Annotated in this window: 18 protein-coding genes; 4 read left to right on the plus strand and 14 right to left on the minus strand. The window is 58.6% G+C overall.

What is annotated here, in order from left to right; translation table 11 throughout:
* Positions 1-199: 199 nt before the first annotated feature.
* From eno to WA411_RS13485, 7 genes are all read right to left on the minus strand, one after another.
* The gene (gene eno, locus WA411_RS13455) at positions 200-1,495 is read right to left on the minus strand and encodes a phosphopyruvate hydratase (protein ID WP_222464219.1); all 1,296 of its coding nucleotides are present in this window, start codon (positions 1,493-1,495) and stop codon (positions 200-202) included.
* Between the two features lie 180 nt (positions 1,496-1,675).
* Complete coding sequence (gene kdsA, locus WA411_RS13460; RefSeq protein ID WP_291907893.1) at positions 1,676-2,521, minus strand: 3-deoxy-8-phosphooctulonate synthase; 846 nt, start codon at positions 2,519-2,521, stop codon at positions 1,676-1,678.
* A 2-nt stretch (positions 2,522-2,523) separates the two neighbouring features.
* Positions 2,524-4,152, minus strand: coding sequence for a CTP synthase (locus tag WA411_RS13465; protein WP_069184524.1), 1,629 nt, complete (start codon positions 4,150-4,152; stop codon positions 2,524-2,526).
* 87 nt (positions 4,153-4,239) lie between these two features.
* Entirely contained in the window at positions 4,240-5,589 is a 1,350-nt protein-coding gene (gene tilS, locus WA411_RS13470) for a tRNA lysidine(34) synthetase TilS (RefSeq protein WP_291907895.1), read from the minus strand.
* Complete coding sequence (gene accA / locus WA411_RS13475) at positions 5,573-6,526, minus strand: acetyl-CoA carboxylase carboxyl transferase subunit alpha (protein ID WP_069184522.1); 954 nt, start codon at positions 6,524-6,526, stop codon at positions 5,573-5,575. The genes tilS and accA overlap by 17 nt, the downstream gene beginning before the upstream one ends.
* A 140-nt stretch (positions 6,527-6,666) precedes the next feature.
* Positions 6,667-10,149 (minus strand): DNA polymerase III subunit alpha, encoded by a 3,483-nt coding sequence (dnaE, locus tag WA411_RS13480; protein ID WP_209398140.1) that lies wholly within the window; start codon positions 10,147-10,149, stop codon positions 6,667-6,669.
* A 45-nt stretch (positions 10,150-10,194) separates the two neighbouring features.
* Positions 10,195-10,662 (minus strand): TlpA family protein disulfide reductase, encoded by a 468-nt coding sequence (locus WA411_RS13485; RefSeq protein ID WP_291907898.1) that lies wholly within the window; start codon positions 10,660-10,662, stop codon positions 10,195-10,197.
* A gap of 68 nt (positions 10,663-10,730) precedes the next feature.
* Between WA411_RS13485 and arsC the strand changes: the two genes are divergently transcribed.
* Genes arsC through WA411_RS13505 form a run of 4 tightly spaced genes read left to right on the plus strand, consistent with a single transcriptional unit; the run spans position 10,731 to position 14,000 of the window.
* Complete coding sequence (gene arsC, locus WA411_RS13490) at positions 10,731-11,084, plus strand: arsenate reductase (glutaredoxin) (protein WP_069184519.1); 354 nt, start codon at positions 10,731-10,733, stop codon at positions 11,082-11,084.
* Between the two features lie 43 nt (positions 11,085-11,127).
* Complete coding sequence (wrbA, locus tag WA411_RS13495) at positions 11,128-11,733, plus strand: NAD(P)H:quinone oxidoreductase (protein ID WP_136629591.1); 606 nt, start codon at positions 11,128-11,130, stop codon at positions 11,731-11,733.
* Between the two features lie 57 nt (positions 11,734-11,790).
* On the plus strand, positions 11,791-12,162 hold the full coding sequence (locus WA411_RS13500) for a DUF2069 domain-containing protein (RefSeq protein WP_136629590.1): 372 nt from the start codon (positions 11,791-11,793) through the stop codon (positions 12,160-12,162).
* A gap of 20 nt (positions 12,163-12,182) precedes the next feature.
* Positions 12,183-14,000: a GspE/PulE family protein gene (locus WA411_RS13505; RefSeq protein ID WP_291907902.1), complete on the plus strand. Its 1,818-nt coding sequence runs from the start codon at positions 12,183-12,185 to the stop codon at positions 13,998-14,000.
* 6 nt (positions 14,001-14,006) lie between these two features.
* On the opposite strand, the gene WA411_RS13510 is transcribed toward WA411_RS13505, so the two are convergent.
* Genes WA411_RS13510 through WA411_RS13540 form a run of 7 tightly spaced genes read right to left on the minus strand, consistent with a single transcriptional unit; the run spans position 14,007 to position 20,703 of the window.
* Positions 14,007-15,062, minus strand: coding sequence for a DUF3080 domain-containing protein (locus WA411_RS13510; protein ID WP_291907904.1), 1,056 nt, complete (start codon positions 15,060-15,062; stop codon positions 14,007-14,009).
* A 36-nt stretch (positions 15,063-15,098) separates the two neighbouring features.
* Positions 15,099-15,791, minus strand: a complete 693-nt coding sequence (gene mtnC, locus WA411_RS13515) for an acireductone synthase (RefSeq protein WP_291907905.1) — start codon at positions 15,789-15,791, stop codon at positions 15,099-15,101.
* On the minus strand, positions 15,788-16,348 hold the full coding sequence (locus WA411_RS13520; RefSeq protein WP_136629587.1) for a 1,2-dihydroxy-3-keto-5-methylthiopentene dioxygenase: 561 nt from the start codon (positions 16,346-16,348) through the stop codon (positions 15,788-15,790). The genes mtnC and WA411_RS13520 overlap by 4 nt, the downstream gene beginning before the upstream one ends.
* Positions 16,345-16,971 (minus strand): methylthioribulose 1-phosphate dehydratase, encoded by a 627-nt coding sequence (locus WA411_RS13525; RefSeq protein WP_136629586.1) that lies wholly within the window; start codon positions 16,969-16,971, stop codon positions 16,345-16,347. Before WA411_RS13525 ends, WA411_RS13520 begins: the two co-directional genes overlap by 4 nt.
* A gap of 49 nt (positions 16,972-17,020) precedes the next feature.
* Positions 17,021-18,016 (minus strand): XdhC family protein, encoded by a 996-nt coding sequence (locus WA411_RS13530; RefSeq protein WP_228744280.1) that lies wholly within the window; start codon positions 18,014-18,016, stop codon positions 17,021-17,023.
* A complete protein-coding gene (locus WA411_RS13535) occupies positions 18,009-20,213 on the minus strand; it encodes a xanthine dehydrogenase family protein molybdopterin-binding subunit (RefSeq protein WP_291907909.1) in 2,205 nt (734 codons plus the stop codon). Before WA411_RS13535 ends, WA411_RS13530 begins: the two co-directional genes overlap by 8 nt.
* A gap of 1 nt (position 20,214) precedes the next feature.
* Positions 20,215-20,703 carry a (2Fe-2S)-binding protein gene (locus WA411_RS13540; protein ID WP_069184510.1) on the minus strand — a complete coding sequence of 163 codons (489 nt, stop codon included), beginning with the start codon at positions 20,701-20,703 and terminating at the stop codon, positions 20,215-20,217.
* Positions 20,704-20,707: the final 4 nt, after the last annotated feature.

Here is a 20,707-nt window from a genome sequence, read left to right on the forward strand (position 1 = left end):
ATTCCAGTCAAATTCAATCAATCAAAATGCCAACGCCGGACGTTGAGTATAGACCTTAGAGTAGATTAGCAACAAATTCTTCTAACTGCCTGTACAAAAAGGCCATCGTAACCAAGCTTTCGCTCGGAACACGATGGCCTTAACAGTTTTTCGCTGATTGCCGGCCCGAAACTTAACCAGAACCGGTCAGATCAGTCGATCAGCCCTGCCCCTTGATCTCGCTCAGGCCGCGGTACGGCGCTTTGCCATCCAGGGCTTCTTCAATGCGCAGCAACTGGTTGTACTTGGCAACGCGATCGGAACGGCACAGCGAGCCGGTCTTGATCTGGCCGGCACAGGTGGCTACAGCCAGATCGGCAATGGTGGTGTCCTCGGTTTCACCGGAGCGATGGGAAATCACGGCGGTAAAGCCGGCATCCTGTGCCATCTTGATCGCATCAAGGGTTTCGCTCAGGCTGCCGATCTGGTTGAACTTGATCAGGATAGAGTTACCCACGCCCTTCTCGATACCCTGCTTGAGGATCTTGGTGTTGGTAACAAACAGGTCGTCGCCCACCAGCTGAACCTTGCTACCGAGCTTGTCGGTCAGCACTTTCCAGCCATCCCAGTCGCTCTCGTCCATGCCGTCTTCGATGGAGACGATCGGGTAACGCTCGCAAAGCCCTGCCAGGTAATCGGCAAAGCCCTCGGAATCGAAACTCTTGCCTTCACCGGACAGCTGGTACTGGCCATCCTTGTAGAATTCAGAGGAGGCACAGTCCAGAGCCAGGGTTACATCGGTACCCAGCTTATAACCGGCCTTCTCGACCGCTTCCTGAATGACGGCCAGTGCGGCTTCGTTGGAGGGCAGGTTCGGCGCAAAGCCGCCCTCATCACCAACGGCGGTGTTCAGGCCCTGGGCCTTCAGCACTTTCTTCAGGCTGTGAAAAATCTCCGCGCCAACACGCAGGGCTTCAGAGAAGCTCTTGGCGGAAACCGGCTGAACCATGAACTCCTGGATATCCACGTTATTATCCGCGTGCTCGCCACCGTTCAGGATGTTCATCATCGGTACGGGCATGGAGAACTTGCCAGAGGTACCGTTGATGTCGGCAATGTGCGCGTACAGAGGCTTGCCCAGGGAGATTGCCGCGGCTTTGGCCGCCGCCAGGGACACAGCCAGAATGGCGTTAGCGCCAAGGTTAGCCTTGTTCTCCGTGCCATCGAGGTCCAGCATGATCTGGTCCAGAGTGCGCTGATCGGCGGCGTCTTTGCCTACGAGGGCTTCACGGATCTTGCTGTTTACGGCTTCAACCGCCTTCAGAACACCTTTGCCAAGGTAACGGGAAGCATCACCATCACGCAGCTCAAGCGCTTCGCGGGAACCGGTGGAAGCGCCAGACGGTGCGCAGGCGGTACCAATGGTGCCGTCTTCCAGGATAACGTCGGCTTCTACAGTAGGGTTACCGCGGGAATCCAGAACCTCACGGCCCTTGATGTTGGCAATCTTGGTCATTCTTCTCTGTCTCCAAGTTCATTTTCAAATTCGGGAGTCAGAGCGAACGGGAACGGCCCTGCGAAAACCGCTACGAGCACATCCATGTGCGCTTGTTTCGGGCCATCCATGGCCCTCTACATTTTCGCAGGGCCGTTCCCGCTCGCTCCCATAGTCCGCGTAAAACGCCAACACCGCCAATCAGGCGGTGTCGATCGATTTAAAGCTTTTTACCAGATCATCCACAGCTTTTACCCGCTGCAGGAAGGGCTCAAGCTGGCTGAGCCGCAAAGCGCAGGGGCCATCGCACTTGGCTTTGTCCGGGTCCGGATGGGCCTCAAGGAACAAACCTGCCAGCCCTTGGGACATACCCGCCAGCGCCAGATCGGTCACCCGGGCACGTCGGCCACCGGCGGAATCGGCACGGCCACCCGGCATTTGCAGCGAGTGTGTCACGTCAAACATCACCGGCACATTCATGGCTTTCATAATGCCAAAGCCGAGCATGTCGACGACCAGGTTGTTGTAACCGAAGCTGCTGCCCCGCTCACAGAGGATTACCTTGTCGTTGCCGGCTTCCTCGCATTTGGTAATGATGTGCTTCATTTCCTGGGGCGCGAGGAACTGGGCCTTCTTGATATTGATCACGGCACCGGTTTTCGCCATGGCGACCACCAGATCCGTCTGGCGGCTCAGAAACGCCGGCAGTTGGATAATGTCACAGACTTCGGCTGCCGGGGCCGCCTGAGCCGGCTCGTGGACGTCCGAAATAATGGGAACACCGAACTTGCTCTTGATGTCCGCCAGTATCTGAAGACCTTTCTCCAGGCCGGGGCCACGGAAAGAGTTCACGGACGACCGGTTGGCTTTATCAAAAGACGCTTTGAAAACGTAGGGAATACCCAGCTTGCCAGTTACCTCAACGTATGCCTGGGCCACTTCCATGGCCAGCTCCGGCGACTCCAGAACGTTCATGCCGCCAAAGAGCACGAACGGCTTGTCGTTGGCGACCTCGATTCCCGATACGTTTACGGTGCTCTGCGCCATCTTCAGGATCCTTTCTTGCTGGCCAGTGCTGCCTCAACAAAGCCCTTGAACAGCGGGTGGCCGTCCCTGGGAGTGGAGGTAAATTCCGGATGGAACTGGCAGGCAACAAACCAGGGATGGTTCGGCGCCTCGACCACTTCCACCAGGCGTCCATCCGATGAACGACCAGAGATCTGGAGCCCGGCCTCTTCCAGCCTCGGCAGGAAATGATTGTTCACCTCGTAGCGGTGGCGATGACGCTCTTGAATGGTTTTCTTGCCGTAGCAGTTGGCAATGGTGGAGCCTTCGGTCAGCACGCAGTCCTGGGCGCCAAGACGCATGGTTCCGCCCAGATCGGACTCTTCAGTACGCTCTTCCCGCTCGCCGGTAGAATCCAGCCACTCGGTGATAAGGCCGACAACCGGTTCCGGCGTGTGCGTCCGGAATTCCGTGCTGTGTGCATCTTTGAGGCCTGCCACATTGCGGGCATATTCAATAACTGCAACCTGCATACCCAGACAGATGCCCAGGTAAGGTACCTTGTTCTCACGGGCGTACTGAACGGTGCGGATCTTGCCTTCAACGCCACGCTCGCCGAAGCCGCCCGGCACCAGGATAGCGTCGGCACTTTCCAGCGCGCCTGTACCGTCACGCTCAATATCTTCGGAATCGATGTAGTTGATATTGACCTTGGTACGGGTCTTGATGCCGGCGTGAAGCAGGGATTCAATCAGGGACTTGTAAGCGTCCAGGAGTTCCATGTACTTGCCAACCATGGCAATGGTTACTTCCTGCTCGGGGTTCATCAACGATTCAACAACGTTGTCCCATTCACTCAGGTCAGCAGGACGGGCATCCAGACCGAAGCGCTCGATAACCAACTGATCCAGGCCATGCTCGTAGAGCATGCGCGGGATGGCATAAATGGATTTGGCATCCTGGAGAGGAATAACTGCCCGCTCTTCGACGTTGGTGAACAGGGCAATCTTGCGACGCGAGCTGGCGTCCACCTCATGCTCCGAGCGGCACAGCAGTATATCCGGCTGCAGGCCGATAGAGCGCATTTCCTTGACGGAATGCTGGGTTGGCTTGGTCTTGATCTCACCGGCCGTAGCAATGTATGGAACCAGGGTCAGATGCATGAACAGAGCACGCTGGGAACCCACTTCGACCTTGAGCTGACGACAGGCTTCCAGGAACGGCAGGGATTCAATATCGCCAACCGTACCACCGATTTCGATCAGTGCCACATCAGCGCCGGCAGCCCCTTCAACAACCCGACGCTTGATCTCGTCAGTGATGTGAGGAATCACCTGAACGGTTCCGCCCAGGTAGTCACCACGGCGCTCCTTGCGGATCACCTCTTCGTACACCCGGCCGGTGGTGAAGTTATTACGCTTGCTCATCCGGGAACGGATGAAGCGCTCATAGTGGCCCAGATCCAGGTCTGTTTCCGCGCCATCCTCGGTGACAAAAACCTCACCGTGCTGGAACGGGCTCATGGTGCCGGGGTCCACGTTGATGTACGGGTCCAGCTTGAGAATAGTGACCTTCAGGCCGCGTGCCTCGAGGATCGCAGCCAGTGAGGCTGATGCGATACCTTTCCCCAAGGAGGACACGACACCGCCGGTGACGAAAATATAACGCGTCATGCAGATTCCGTGATTGTCTGGTTCGGTGAAGGAGGGAGATTGTCATCTCAAGATGGGACGCCAGACTACCAGAAAGGCCCCATTGACTCAATCACATTCCCGCTCTACAACCAGCCGCCAACCGGCGGCATGGGCGCCTTCCGAGTATTGTTCAGAACACCATAAATCGCCAATGGCAACGAGTTCGGCTGCATCCCCGGAACCGGCGAAAACCAGCGGCAGCCGGGCCCTTTCCCAGGGTGGAACCGCAATCTCCTGCAGCCACTTCTTGAGCGAACGGGACGGACCATCCGGACGGAAACGTACCCGCTCACCGCCCTGCCTCGTAAATATCCGTATTGGCGGCAACGGTCTTTCCGGGGTAACGGCCGGCTCCAGCTTCAGGAACCATTCGCCAAAGTTCAGCCCGGGACCCGGCTCCAGAGTAACGGGGACATCCGGCAACTGCGAGTGATCCGGAACCAGGTAAAGATCGCCCTGAAAGCGGCGCAGACTGAAACCGTCGGACCGGAACTCCGGCTCTCGATCCTCTCTTGCGAAAACCAGGTCCTCCATAACCTGCTGCCAACTGCTGATTGTGGGCGCAGGAAACCCCCGTTCCCGAACCCACCAGCGAATCAGGTTTTTCTGCTCCGCCAGAGACAAGGTTTTCAGCCCCTCAACGGGTAGTCGGTTCTGCTCACCGCCGACAGCCTGCCACTGCAAGGCCGCCAGCTTTCGGTTCAGCGTTTCACTTTCGGCACAGGCGTCTGCCGTGTGGCGCAACCTGCGATTCAGCCCCGGCCAGCGCTCCCGCAGAGCTGGCAGCACCGTGTGGCGCAGGAAATTCCGGTCAAATCGTTGGTCCTTGTTGCTGGGGTCATCAACCCACGACAGACCAGCGGACCTGGCCCACCGCTCAAGCTCGGCCCGTTCAAACCCAAGCAGGGGCCGGACCAGTGTCGCCGGGCCGAGGTCACGGCTGAACGGCATACCCGCCAGCCCGGCCACACCGCTGCCCCTCAGCATCCGGAACAGCACCGTTTCGGCCTGATCGTCGCCATGGTGAGCCATCAGAACCAGATCCCTCCGCTGAACCATTGCTTCCAGGGCGGAGTAGCGCGCTTTGCGAGCTGCCTCTTCGATGCCACCATCCGAGTTTTCTCCGCTCCCGACAGTAACCTTCTCAACCACAAGCGGGACACCCAGGCGCCCACAAAGATCGCGGCAGAATGATTCGGTCTCGGAGGCATTCGGCTGCAGCTGATGATTGATATGAACCGCTCGGACAGCCCCGGAATAACCATGGCAATGGACTGCCAGGTGTAACAGCAGGATGGAATCGAGGCCGCCGCTCAGGGCAACCAACAGTCGGGCGTGATCGGGGAGTTCTCTGACCGGGGCGCACAGCGCCTCCGGCCAGCTGAATCCGGAGCCGGGCTTAGCGCCCGGTGTCATAGCGGGTCAGCCGCTCATAGCGGCGGGATACCAGCTCATCCAGTGGCAGGCGACTGAGTTCAGCGACGCCTTTTGCCAGAACCTCCTTGAGGGATTCCGACATTTTTTCCGGGTTGCGGTGAGCACCGCCGAGGGGCTCGGTTACCACGTTATCCGCCAGCCCCAGATCTTTGAGCCGGTCAGCCGTAACACCCATGGCCTCCGCCGCCTGGGCAGCGTATTCGGCACTCTTCCAGAGGATTGAGGCACAGCCCTCTGGGGAAATCACCGCGTAGGTGGAGTACTGGAGCATATTCAGTTGATCACAGACGCCGATGGCCAAGGCGCCACCGGACCCACCCTCACCGATCACCGTGGAGATAATGGGTGTCTTGAGGCGGGACATGACCGCCAGGTTGAAGGCAATGGCCTCACTCTGCCCGCGCTCTTCCGCACCAATGCCCGGATAAGCCCCTGGCGTATCGATAAAGGTAAGGATTGGCATCTTGAAACGCTCGGCCATTTCCATCAGGCGCAGGGCCTTGCGGTAGCCCTCCGGCCGGGGCATACCGAAGTTACGCTTGACCTTGTCGCGGACTTCCCGACCTTTTTGATGACCGATGACCATCACCGGTTTGTCATCAAGCCTGGCGGTACCGCCTACAATAGCCAGGTCGTCGGCGTAGCGACGATCACCGTGCAACTCATCAAAATCCTCAAAGATGGATTCAATGTAGTCCAGGGTGTAGGGCCTGCGAGGGTGACGGGCCAGCCGCGCAACGTCCCAGGGCTTGAGATCTGAGAAAATGCTCTCGGTAAGGCTGACGCTCTTTTTCTTCAGCCGGGTGATCTCGTCTGTGATATTGATGTCGGTATCGTTACCAACCATCCGAAGCTCTTCAATCTTGGCTTCCAGGTCGGCGATTGGCTGTTCGAAATCCAGATAGTTAGGGTTCATGATGTTCCATCATTTTTTGCCAGGCGGGAACGTACTCCGCCAAACCAGAATTTGACACAAAGATAGCAGCGCCCGGTCAGTGGCTAAAGCGGACATTGGTATGAGTCCGCTGTCTGACAAACTTTTAATTTTCAACTCATTCAATCATAGACCAGTTCTACCGACTGGTCGCCTACGAGGTACCGGAGCTCCAGCAGCAGGTTGTCATCCGGCTGCACACGCCAGGACTCACCGAGCTCGATCCGGGTCGACGCCTCGGGGCTGCTGTACTCGATCCAGACCGGGCTGCCCTCGCATCGGAACGGCCGCAGAGTACTGTCGAGCTTCTCCAGCAATCCGTTCTGCAACTGATCGGCGTGCAGGTTCAGTTTGAGGCCACGACTGAACTGCTGGCGTGCTGTAGCCACATCCATCACCGAGCTCACTCGCATCTTCATCTGCCCGGAATAGTCGTCGTGACTGACCTGGCCTTCCACCACAATCACCTGGTCGGATTGCAACAGCTCACGGTTTTCGAAAAACGCCTCGGAAAACAACGTCGCCTCAATCCGGGCACTGCGGTCATCAAGGGTGATAAAACACATCGTGGAGCCGGTGCGCGTTTTCATGGTTCGCTGGGCAACCACCAGCCCCGCCACCCGCTGGGGTGACTTGTTCGGCTTCAAATCGGCAATGGAGGACCGGACAAACCGACGGACTTCTTTTTCATACTCGTCAAACGGATGACCGGTAAGGTACAGCCCCAGGGTATCCTTTTCGCCTTTCAGCCGCTGCTTCTCCGGCCATTCGCGTACCCCGGCCACGTCCTCGTAGGGATCGCCACCATCACCGGCTTCCAGCATTTCCCCAAACATATCCATCATGCCAACGGATTCGTTCCGGGATTGTTGGTCGGCCTGCTGCACGGCCTTATCAATGCTTGCCATGAGCTGCGCACGGCTTGCACCCAGCTTGTCCATGGCACCGGAGCGGATAAGCGCTTCCATGGCCCGCTTGTTGACCTTCTTGAGGTCAACCCGCCGACAGAAATCAAAGATATCCTGGAACGGCTCGCCATCGCCGCGACCCTCAACAATGCTCTGGATCGGGCCCTCACCCAAGCCCTTGATCGCTCCGAGACCATACACAATCTGGCCGTCGTCATTAACGGTAAAGGTGTATTCCGAACGGCTGACATCCGGCACCAGAAGATCCAGCTTCATGTTCCGGCATTCTTCCACCAGCGTGACCACCTTATCGGTGTTCTGCATATCGGCAGTCAGTACCGCGGCCATGAACTCTGCCGGGTAATGGGCTTTCAGCCAGAGGGTCTGGTATGACACCAGGGCGTAAGCAGCCGAGTGGGATTTGTTGAAGCCGTAGCCGGCAAACTTTTCCACCAGATCGAAGATATTTTCGGCCAGGGTTTTGTTGATGCCATTCTTTTCGCAGCCATCCAGGAAGATCTGCTTCTGCTTGGCCATCTCCTCGGGCTTTTTCTTACCCATGGCCCGGCGCAGCATGTCCGCTCCACCCAGGGTATAGCCGGCCATGACCTGGGCGATCTGCATGACCTGCTCCTGATACAGGATGACGCCGTAGGTCGGTTCCAGTACGGGCTTCAGGCCCTCGTACTGGTAATCCGGGTGCGGGAAGGACATGGGCTGGCGACCGTGCTTACGGTCAATAAAGTCATCCACCATGCCCGATTGCAGCGGCCCCGGCCGAAACAGGGCCACGAGGGCGATCATGTCTTCGAGGGAGTCTGGCTGGAGACGGCGAATCAGGTCTTTCATGCCCCGGGATTCCAGCTGGAACACTGCCGTGGTTTCAGCTTTCTTGAGCATGTCGAACGAGGGCACGTCATCCAGTGGAATCTCGTTGATGTCGAGAGGCTGCATGCCCTTCTTTTCCCGGCGCGGATTGATCATGTTCAGCGCCCACTTGATAATCGTGAGCGTCCGCAGGCCCAGGAAGTCGAACTTCACCAGTCCGGCATCTTCCACATCGCCCTTATCGAACTGGGTCACCAGGCTTCCGCCCTCATCATCACAATACAGGGGCGAGAAATCGGTGATCTTGGTGGGCGCGATCACCACGCCACCTGCGTGCTTACCGGCGTTCCGGCATACGCCCTCGAGCTTCAGGGCCATTTCCCAGATTTCCTGGGCTTCCTCGTCATTCTCGAGAAACTCGACCAGTTGTGGTTCCTGTTCCAGAGCCTTCTCAAGGGTCATGCCCGGCTCGAACGGGATCATTTTGGACAGCTTGTCTGCCAGGCCATAGGATTTGCCCTGCACCCGGGCAACGTCCCGCACAACCGCCTTCGCGGCCATGGTGCCGAAGGTAATGATCTGCGACACCGCCTCACGCCCGTACTTCTGGGCGGTGTACTCGATCACCCTGTCCCGCCCTTCCATGCAGAAATCGACGTCAAAGTCAGGCATGGAGACCCTTTCCGGGTTCAGGAAGCGCTCGAACAGCAGGTCGTACTCCAGGGGATCCAGATCGGTAATCAACTGGGCATAGGCCACCAGGGAGCCGGCACCGGACCCCCGACCTGGCCCGACCGGCACGCCGTTGTTCTTGGCCCACTTGATAAAGTCCATCACGATCAGGAAGTAGCCCGGGAAACCCATCTGGATAATGATGTCCAGCTCGAAGTTCAGGCGCTTGTAGTAGGCCTCCCGCTTGGCATCGTATTCCGGATCGTCCTTGCTCAGGGTCTTGGCAAGCCGCTCCTCCAGGCCTTCCTCGGAGACCTTCCGGAAATAGTCGTCCATGGTCATGCCGTCCGGAATCGGGTAGTTCGGAAGGAAATATTCGCCCATCCGAACCTTCACCGAGCAGCGCCGGGCAATTTCCACCGTATTCTCGATGGCCTCGGGGATGTCGCTGAACAGCTCGATCATCTCATCGGCGCTGCGCAGGTACTGCTGATCACTGAACCGACGGTCACGCCGCGGATCGTCCAGAGTACGACTCTCGCCGATGCAAACCCGGGCCTCGTGGGCCTCAAAGTCTTCCGCTTCGAGGAAGTGAACATCGTTGGTGGCCACCACTGGAAGGCCAAGCGCCCCGGCCAGCTCAACACTCAGATGCAGGCAGTCCTCGTCACCCGGTCGACCAGTGCGCTGGAGCTCCAGGTAGTAGCTGTCCGGGTACAGATCCATCCAGTAACGGGCCCGCTCCCGAGCCAGTTCCGGCTTGCCGGCCATCAGCGCCTTGCCCACATCACCCAGCTTTGCGCCGGAGAGCGCAATCAGACCGTTCGCTCTGGCCTCCAGCCACTTTCGCTGGATAATCGGCTTGCCGAACCGCTGGCCCTCGGTGTAACCCAGGGAAATGATTTCAGTGAGGTTGAGATAACCATCGTTGTCTCGGGCAAGCAGCGTCAGCCGGAAAGGGTTTTCGGGTTCATCCGGATTTTCCAGCCAGAGATCCGCGCCTATGACGGGTTTGACACCCGCTCCCATGGCCGCCTTATAGAAACGCACCAGCGAGCACATATTGGATTGCTCGGTCAGTCCGACGGCCGGCATGCCCAGCTCGGCAACACGTTTGATCAGCGGTTTCACCCTGACCAGGCCATCCACCATGGAGTACTCGGAATGGACACGGAGGTGTACAAAAGTCTGCGACATAACGTCAGGTTATTCCTGCTGTAAAATTCAGTTAGAGCTGCGGTCTCAGCCGCCGATTACTGCCCTGAGCTCTTCTTCGGTCTGGGGGCCAAAACGAGTCTCAACCAGATCACCATCGGGATTGACCAGGAAGGTGGCCGGCAGCGCGACCGGCAGTTTCCAGCCGAACCCGGGCCCCGGGTCATCCGCCAGCATGGTAAATTCAATGCCCATCCGTTCCCCGAGTTCCACCAGCGCATCGCCCCGCACACCATCAAAATTAACGCCAAGTACGGTGATGTCGGGTGCCTTATCGAGCTCATTGAGCTCGGGAATTTCCTCTAGACATGGCTTGCACCATTCCGCCCAGTAGTTGACCAGCACCCACTGACCGCGAAACGTGTCCCAGTTCAGCTTTGTTCCTTCGGCCCGTTCAAGTTCAATTTTCTCACAACCCGTCATCGTCAGAACAAGCAGCGCAATAGCTGCTGTGCGAAGGCGGGAGCCACGAAGAACTGAATCAGGGTACTGCACCGGAAAACCTCCTGTTAGACTACCGACCACAGAAATCGTGGACTCCATTCAGACAACCAGGCACGAAGATGACAGAACCAACCCGGATTTTCCACAACCCGCGCTGCTCGAAATCCCGCCAAACCCTTGAACTGCTTACCGAACGGGGAATTGAACCGGAGATTATACGCTACCTGGAAACACCACCGACAGAGCAGGAGCTAAAGGATATTCTCAGCGCCCTGAATCTGACGCCCCGCGAGCTGATGCGTACCAAGGAAAAAGAATATAAAGAACAGGGACTGAACAACCCTGAGCTGAGCGATGAGCAATTGATCGCGGCCATGATAGCGACCCCGAAACTGATTGAACGGCCGATCGTGATCGCCAACGGCAAAGTAGCCCTTGGTCGTCCGCCAGAAAACGTTCTCTCGATTCTTTAAGCCCCAATAACTTCTCCGAGTCAGATCAGAAGGATCGCTGACGATGCCCGAGCAATTGCCGTATGTTCTTGTTCTTTTCTACAGCCGCACCGGCCAAACCGCAGAGCTGGCCAGCCAGATAGGACGTGGCGTGGCCCGAGTGGAAGGAATTGAAGCAAGGCTGAGGTCGGTACCGCCGGTTTCACCGGACACGGCAGCATCGCTGCCCGCTGTGCCGGACTCCGGGGCGCCCTATGCCAGCAAATCCGATCTCGCGAATTGTGCCGGCCTGGCCATCGGCAGCCCCACCCGCTTTGGTAACATGGCGGCGCCTTTGAAGCACTTCCTGGACACCACCGGCGACCTATGGCTGGGCGGCGCCCTCGAAGGCAAACCCGCCGGGGCATTCACGTCGACCGGCAGCCTTCATGGCGGACAGGAAACCACACTGATGACCATGATGATGCCACTTCTGCATCACGGCATGGTCGTCTGCGGCCTGCCCTACTCCGAGAAAAGCCTGGGGGACACACAAACCGGGGGAACTCCCTATGGCCCGAGCCATTGGGCCGGAACCGGTGAACAGCAGCCACTGAGCGCTGACGAGAAAGCATTGTGCCAGGCCTTTGGCGAGCGCCTTGCCCGATTCGCCCTGAAGCTTGCTGACTGATACACGCCCGGGTACCAGACGTAATCTGCTTAACACTTTTTTATTACGGAACACACTATGCTGAACAACCCGAAGGCCCGCGCCACTTTGCGTGCAACAGCCGCGCTCTACATCGGCGTGCTTGCCACCCTGCTGATCACAACTTTCTACCCGGCACCCGTCGAGGGCGTTTCAATACCGTTGATGCTGGCGGTGAAACTGCTTCCGCTTCTGCCCTTTGCGATTCCGGTATTTCGGGGCCACAATCGGGGCTATATCTGGATGTCGTTCGTGGTGATCTTTTACTTCACCCAGGCCGTCGTATCTGCCTGGCTGAGTGAAGGTGCTACGGGACCGGTCATTCTGACGGTACTGACCTTCCTGTTGTTCACTGTTGCCATGATTCACCTCAAAGTGAACCGGCCAGTGGCGAATGGAAATACACCCTGAATTCCTGGACCTGACACTTTATGGCTGAAACAAGCAACTCCGGAACCGTGCCGAGGCCACCCGCGCCGCCCAGAAGCACCCTGACCCTGAGAGATGTTTGCACCGCACTTGTCACCAGCGGGGAAATCAGCCAGGAAGACGCAGAACGGGTACTCTCGGCCAATCTTGGCGCGGCCACCGGCGATGGACAGAAGGGCAAGCGCCATCCACTGGAACTGGTGGCCATTGCCGCACTGACCAGCCAGAAAAGTGGTCGCACACTTGATCTGGACCGGCTGACCCATTGGCTGGCAGATTGGGCCGGGCAACCTTACTACCACATTGATCCTTTGAAGATCGACACGCCTGCCATTGCCCGGGTGATGTCCTATGCCTTTGCCCAACGCCACGGCATTCTGGCGGTAGAGATCGGCGCAGAAGAGGTACTGATCGCCAGCACAGAGCCCTTCAAGAACGACTGGGTCCAAAACCTCCAACAGGCGGTTCGCAAGGATATCCGTCGAGTTGTTGCCAACCCCGAGGATATCCGCCGGTATACCGTGGAGTTCTATCAGCTTGCCAACTCCGTCAGCAAGGCCAGTGGCGGCCAGGGCCCCAGTGTGGCAGGAAACCAGAATTTCGAACAGTTACTGGACCTTGGCGCCAGCGAACACCCGGATGCCAATGACCAGCACGTGGTCAAGATCGTCGACTGGCTGCTGCAGTATGCCTTTGACCAGCGCGCCTCAGACATCCACATAGAGCCCCGCCGCACAGTCACGCAGGTGCGGTTCCGGATCGACGGCGTGCTCCACAACGTCTATGAATTCCCGGAACACGTGGGCGTGGCGGTTACCAGTCGGCTGAAGATTCTTGGTCGCCTGAACGTGGCCGAGAAACGCCGCCCCCAGGACGGTCGCATCAAGACCCGCAAGCCCGATAACCGCGAGGTCGAACTGCGCCTGGCCACCATGCCGACCGCCTTTGGCGAAAAGATGGTCATGCGGATCTTTGATCCGGACGTGCTCCTGAAGTCCTATGAGCAGCTGGGATTCGGCAAGGAAGATCGCCAGCGATGGCAGGAAATCACCTCCCGCCCCCACGGTATTGTTCTGGTGACCGGGCCAACCGGGTCTGGCAAGACCACAACCCTGTACTCGACCCTGAAACAGATTGCGTCATCCGAGCTCAACGTCTGCACCATCGAGGATCCCATCGAAATGGTGGAGCCGGCGTTCAACCAGATGCAGGTCCAGACCAACATCGACCTGACCTTCGCGGCGGGCGTGCGGGCCCTGCTGCGGCAGGATCCGGATATCATCATGATCGGCGAGATCCGCGATCTGGAAACGGCGGAAATGGCGGTTCAGGCTGCCCTCACCGGCCACCTGGTGCTCTCGACCCTACACACCAACGACGCGCCGAGCGCGATTACCCGGATGATGGAACTGGGTATCCCACCGTACCTGATTCGGGCCACGGTACTGGGTGTGATGGCGCAACGGCTTGCCCGAACCCTCTGCCCCCATTGCAAAGCGCCGGGCCCTGCCGACGAGCAGGCCTGGCAGACCCTGACCCGGCCCTGGAAAGCGCCGGTTCCCAAGCAGTTCTACCAGCCCGTGGGCTGCCTGGAGTGCCGGAACACCGGGTATCTTGGCCGGGCCGGAGTTTATGAAATCATGACGCTCTCAGGCTCTTTACTTCGACAGATCACCGATCGCTGCGAGCTGGAACAGCTCAGGCTGGATGCCTATAAGGAAGGCATGAAATCCCTGCGCCTGAGTGGCGCCCAGAAAGTGGCTGCAGGCCAGACAACGGTGGAGGAAATTCTGAGGGTGACGCCGGAAAGCCAGCGCTGAGCGGGGTCAGGCGCCGGGGCGCAACCCGCACTGGCCCAGCAATTCCTGCCAGGCTCTGGTATGCGCCATCATGGCTACATCCAGTTCCCGCCAGAGACTGCTCTGGGCTCCCTGCGAGAGATGGCGCTGGTACCACGCCGTAAAACTCTCCGGCATGACCTCTTTCTGGACTTTGGCCAGCCGCTCAAACGGCTCAATGAGCGCAGCCCGCCCCTGATTCACGGCGCTCATGTAGGGCTGGATCTTTTCGATATACACACTGAAAAACATGTTCTGCACAATATCTGACTGGTTATTGGACTGACCGTTAAGACACAGGGGCCGACCGTTGATTCTCTGCCTGAGCAATTCCGTGCCATCCTGGAGCCGGGCGGTCAGAAGAAGTGCGCTGTTGATCAACTGGCCGGCGCGGAATTCCGCCTGCCAACGCTGGTGAACGTCGCCGGCAAAATCGAGAGAAACCGCCAGGTCCTCCGAGTACAGACGTAAAACGGCTGCATTCAGGCTGTTGATATCAAGAGCCAGATCAGATACCGGATTGCTCTCCGGCGCTACCGGGTAATAGCCCTTGGCCAGAGTGAACAGCTTCTCGATCTCTTCAACGCCCCAGGTGGCATTCCAGATGGCAATGGGCAGGGATTCCAGCTTGCTGTCGATGGCGCCGGTTAGCTCTTCGGCGAATTCTTCATCCTCTATGTCCGGCAGGCAGTCCCTGGCTGTTTCAATAAACCGGATTTCATAGCGCAAACGGTTCAGAGGCTGCATCACCCGCCCCATCACCGAGGTTTTCTCCCCAACCACGTACTGGAGTTCACATCCGTAAAGCGAAAGAAAGTCGAGCATCCCCATTTCCAGCTCGGGCATGGGCAACACCCGGTCGCGACGGCGGGGAAGCTGGCTTGCGGACGGGATATCAGAAAATTCAGGATCGGTTTCCAGCACCCGGGCGACCCGCTCCACATACTCATCCATCATGGGGCGGGCATCAGAGAAAGGGTCGCAACCGGCAAGAAGCATGGCGAGAACCGGCGCAACGATTCTGCAAAAACCGGTTCCGGGCATCAAATCCTCCTGCTATGGCGTTTTAGGGGCGTTGGCCTAGCGCTTTTGCAGCAGGGTATCCACCTCCGCAAAATCACGCGCAACAAAACGTTCTGTCTCCGGCAGATCTCCCTCGCGAACAAGCCAGGCGGTTTGCATACCGGCTTCCTCGGCTGCCTCAAGTTCGGCCTCCACGTCTGAAAGGAACAGCACCGTGGACGCCTCAACGCCCAATTCAGACAAGATATTGAGGTATGAAGCGGCCTCTTTCTTGCCACCGATACGAGTATCGAAGTAACCGGAGAAGAATGGCGTAAAGTCGCCCTCCGTGGTGAAACCGAAAATCAGCTTCTGGGCCTTGACCGATCCTGAGGAATATACGAACAAACGCAGCCCCCGATCATGCCAGCGCTGCAGGTAATCGGCTGCATCGGCGTAGATATGGCCCTTCAGCTCTCCCTGCTGGTATCCCTCTTCCCAGACCATGCCCTGCAGCGCCTTCAGGGACGTTTCCTTGCGATCCTCTTTGATCCAGGTCTTTAGAACTTCAATCAGGCCATCAATATCCTCACGAGCAATACCTGACGCCTCCGCCACTGCGTCCAGCTGCTCGGACACCGCAGGCGTGTCCTGATGCCGATCGCGGACAAATCCCGGCAGGTGTTCGCTCGCGTAGGGGAAAAGGACATCGTGCACAAACGAGATCGAGCTGGTGGTCCCTTCGATGTCCGTCAGCACAACCCGGATCATTCCGCCGCTCCTGCCAGTGCCTCGTATCGGGGCAACCTGCTGGCGATGTCTTCACCGGTGAAATCGGCGACCCAGCCTTCCGGGTTGGTGAACAGGCGAATACAGGTAAACGCCGGTTCAGGCCCCATATCGAACCAGTGCCGCGTGCCATCTGGCACGCTGATCAGATCGTTTTTCTGGCACAGCACCGCAAACACCTCGTTGCCGAAATGCAGGTAAAACAGGCCCTGGCCACGGACAAAGAAACGGATTTCGTCTTCACTGTGGGTGTGCTCATCCAGGAACTTTTGCCGAAATGCATCTTTCTGCGGATTGTCCGGGTTCAGGCTGATCACATCCGCAGACTGAAAACCACACTCCTTTCTCAGTTTCGACACTTCCTCGCTGTAGGCTTCGAGGATGTCTTCCTGGGATGCATCAGCCGGCAGATCCTTGGTTGGCCACTGCTCGTAGCGCACACCGTGACGGGCAAGAAGTTCCCTTATTCTTTCCGGGTTCTCGGTGACTGTGTGTGCCTTTTCAGGCTGGCTCTGGTCAAAAATACTCAGGGTGGTCATGGGCGAACCCTCATGGTTTCAAGCTCACATTCAAACAGGAATTCAAAGGCCTCGACATGGCGCAGGCAGTCGGCCATGGTTTTACCCCAGGTATACAGGCCATGGCCGCGAATCAGATACCCGGGCTGCTCGGGGTGCTGCCGGAACCATTCCCGGGTCTGCTCCGCCAGCGCGTCGATATCCTGGGTGTTATCAAACACCGGAACGGCCAGTACCGATTCGTGGGTATCGACTCCCGTAAACGCCTTCTGAAGCTCATAGCCCTCCAGTGTCAGCGGATGGCCAGCTTCCAGCAAGCGGCTGAGAACCGTTGCCTTCACCGAGTGCGTGTGAAGGACCGCTCCAACCTCCGGAAACACCTCGTACAACACCGTATGCAAACGGGTCTCTGCCGAGGAGCGACAATCACTCTGCACCGGGCGACCCGCCAGGTCTACGACCATAACATCGCCGGCACCCAGCTGCCCCTTGTGGCGGCCAGAAACGGTTATGGCAATGTGTTCGCCGTCTACGCGGGCGGAATAGTTGCTGCTGGTTGCCGGTGACCAGCCCTGTTGGTACAAAAAGCGGCCGGCCTCAATTATTGCTTCTGCAGCGACTGCGTATCGGGTTACATCAAACACGAGCTCTCTCCCGGGATTCAGAGTGCTTACAACACTCCCATGGCCGCCATTATAGGGACGAAGCGGCGCCCCGCAAATGATGCCTTGCAGAGATCAGATCGGCGACAATGGAGATGGCAATTTCTGCCGGAGTCTTGCTGGGAATATCGACGCCGATGGGCGCTCGCAGTCTTCCCAGTGCAGCTTCATCGAGCCCCAGAGAGGCCAGTCGTTCCCGCCTTGCTTCCGAGGTTTTCCGGGACCCCATGGCGCCAATGTAAAAAGCATTGGAATGAAGGGCCGCCAGCAAGCCCATATCGTCTATGCGAGGATCATGAGCCAGTGCCAGGATGCCTGACCAAGCGTCGCCAAACTCTCTGGAAATCAGATCATCGGGCAGGCGGCGATCCAGAGGAATCTGATCGTAGCTCCAGCCTGAGGCAAACGTTTCCCTGGGCTCGCAAAGGGTTACAGCAAATTCCGCCGCCGTCGCAAATTCCGCAACGTAACGGGCAACCTCGCCAGCGCCAATCAACAACAGCCGGCACTCAGGCTGCAGAACGTGGACAAGCTGCTCGCCGTCAAAGCTAACAGACTTACCAGCCCTGGCCACAGCGCGCTCCAGAGCCACAATACCATTCAGGGGGACGCGGCGGACCACCGGTTCACGATCGCGCAAGGCGCCCGCAAGCGCGTTAACATGATCAAGGCCTGACTGCCCCTGAAGGGGCTCCACAAGAAGCCGGATCCTGCCGCCGCAAGGCAGTTGGAAATGATCCCGGTCATCATCCGTAATGCCGTAATCAACAAAGACGGGATGATCTGGCCCGTCTTCGGCCGTGCGCCGCAACAGATCCTCCTCCAGACAACCCCCGGAAACCGAGCCGCTCCAGTGGCCGGATTCCGCAATCGCCAGCCAGGAACCAACCGGACGCGGTGAGGATCCCCAGGTCTCGACGATGGTGCACAACCACACCCTCTGCCCCGCCTGCAGCCACTCAGACATCCTGGCAATAACCATCTGACGCCCCGTGGCGACCGAATGAGCGACGCTTGACTCAGACATCGGCTTTCAACGGCAGGCTTCGCTGGCGTTTACCATTCAGTGCGAACAGCGCATTACCCAGGGCCGGAATGACTGGCGGCACGCCCGGCTCACCAACACCGGTCGGCGCCTCGTCGCTATCAACAATATCCACCACCACCTCGGGCCGCTCGTACTGTCTCATCAACGGATAATCGTGGAAGTTGCTCTGCTGGACCTCACCGTTCTGCAGGGTAATTTCCCCGTAGAGCGCTGCCGTCAGGCCGAACAGAATGCCACCCTCGATCTGGTCCTCCACGATACGTGGATTCACGACCTGGCCGCAGTCCACCGAACAGGTGACCTTGTAGACCCGAACAATGCCATTCTCGATTCCGGCCTCCACCACCTGCGCCACATAGGTGCCAAAACTACGGAACAATGCAAGGCCCCGGGCCCGGCCTTCTGGCACAGTGGACTGCCAATTGGCAAGGCGGGCAACCCGATCAAGCACCTCCAGGTGCCGTGGCTCATGGGAAATCAGCCGACGACGAAACTGGTATGGATTTTCTCCGGCCTCGTGGGCCAGTTCGTCCATGAAGGTCTCAACCGCAAAGCCGTTGTGGGAATAGCCCACGGACCGCCACCAGCTAATGGGAATGCCGGGGTCGGTGTGGGTATGGCGAATATCAATATTGGCCACCCGGTAGGGGTACTCAATAGCCCCCTCGATCGCGGAGATATCTTTGGGAGTGGCAATGCCCTCGGCCATCAGGCCGACGGAGCCAAGAGTGTCGTACATGAACTTCGGCGCCCAGGGATACTGGGCAGGCGCCGCGTTGCGAACATACCAGTCAAGGATCTGCGGTCCAACGATCTGGTGATGCCAGCCCGTCAGCTCGCCACCAGACAGACTGGCTTTCATGCGGTGGAGCATCGCCGGACGATAGAGGTCATGGCGGGTGTCTTCTTCCCGGGACCAGATAACTTTAACCGGCCGCCCGATGCGATAGGCCACGGCCGCCGCTTCCTCTATGTAGTCCTGGGTCAGCCGACGGCCAAAGCCGCCGCCGAGAAAGGTGGTATTGATGGTGACATCGTCGGGCCCGAGATCGGTTACCCTGGCCGCCGCGATCCGTCCAAGGTCCGGCGCCTGGGTGGGCGCCCACACGTCCATCCGGTTTTCGCGATACCAGGCCGTGGCGTTCATGGGCTCTAAAGTAGCATGGGCGAGGTAGGGCTGGGCGTACTCGGCTTCCACTACTCGGTCACCCTCCTCCACAGCGCTGGCAAAACTGCCTTCACTGCGCTCGGACTCCCCGGGGTCCTCATCAGCGGCAGAGCGATAGGAATCAAACACATCCTTCGTGGACAAAGACACGGCATCCGAGAAATCCCAGTCTATCCGGAGCGCGTCCTGGGCTTTCCGGGCCCGCCAGTACTTGTCGGCAACGACGGCAACGCCGCGCTCGATCTCGAAAACGTCGAGCACTCCCGCCATTGCCCGGACCTGATCGCCGTTAAAGCCCACTAGCCTGCCTCCGCGCCTGGGCGACCTGGTCACCACCCCATAAACCATGTCCGGAAGTTCCACATCAATCCCATACACCGCGGTTCCCGTCGACTTGGCCCGGGCATCCAGCTTGCCCCTTTCCCTGCCGATGTACTTCCATTCGCTTCGTGGTTTCAGGGCAATGTCACCCCGAACCACTTCTTTGGCAGCCAGCTCGACCAACCTGCCATAGGCCAAGGAATCGATACCGTTCGGGTGCACCACCCGCCCTTCACTGGCCCGGCAATCGCTAGCTTCAACGTTCCAGACCCGAGCCGCGGCCATAACCAGCATCTGCCGGGCTTCAGCCCCCGCCATTCGCAAGGGCTCCCAACTGGTTGCAACACTGGTGCTACCGCCGGTGAGCTGAAGTTTGTACAAAGGATTTCGATACTCGGGTGCCACCGGGGCGAAGCGGGGTTTAATCTGCTCTGGCTGGATTTCCAGCTCCTCGGCAATAAGCGTCGTCAACCCGGTGTAGGTCCCCTGACCCATTTCTACCCGGGCCAGGGTGAAGAAAACTTCGTCATCAGTGGTCAGTTCGAGCCAGGCATCGGGCCGCCATTCACCGGTATCCGGCTCGTAGCCGGTCTGGATTCCGGCACAGCCCGGCAACGTCAGTGAAACCACCAGACTGCCGGAGGCACCGGCACTGACCTTGAGGAAATTCCGTCGGTTCATCGCCATGTTACACGCCCCCTTTCTGAGAGCCGCCTGAAGACTCAGAGCCGGCGACGGATTCTACGGCCGCAATAATCCGCGAGTAGGTCCCGCATCGGCAAAGGTTGCCCGTCATGGCGGCGACGATTTCGTCCCGTGAGGGGGTGGAGTTGTTCGCCAGCAAGTGAGCTGCACTCATAATCTGGCCGGACTGGCAGTAACCGCACTGGGGAACACCGTGTTCTATCCAGGCCTCCTGAAGGGCATGAAGCCGATCGCCATCAGTCAGCCCTTCGATCGTGACGACCTCGCCGCCGGCAGCCATTTCAACGGGCGTGGAACAGGAGCGTACAGGCTGCCCGTTCAGGTGCACCGTGCACGCGCCGCAAAGGCCGGCACCGCAACCGAATTTAGTGCCCTTGAGCCCCAGCTCATCACGCAATACCCACAAAAGCGGCGTATCGCCCTCAATGTTCAGCGACCGCTCGTCGCCGTTAACTGTCAGGCTCACGGCCATCCCA

Origin of the sequence: Marinobacter sp. CH_CUG1437-1 (assembly GCF_037029655.1) — a bacterium.
GTDB lineage: Bacteria > Pseudomonadota > Gammaproteobacteria > Pseudomonadales > Oleiphilaceae > Marinobacter > Marinobacter salsuginis.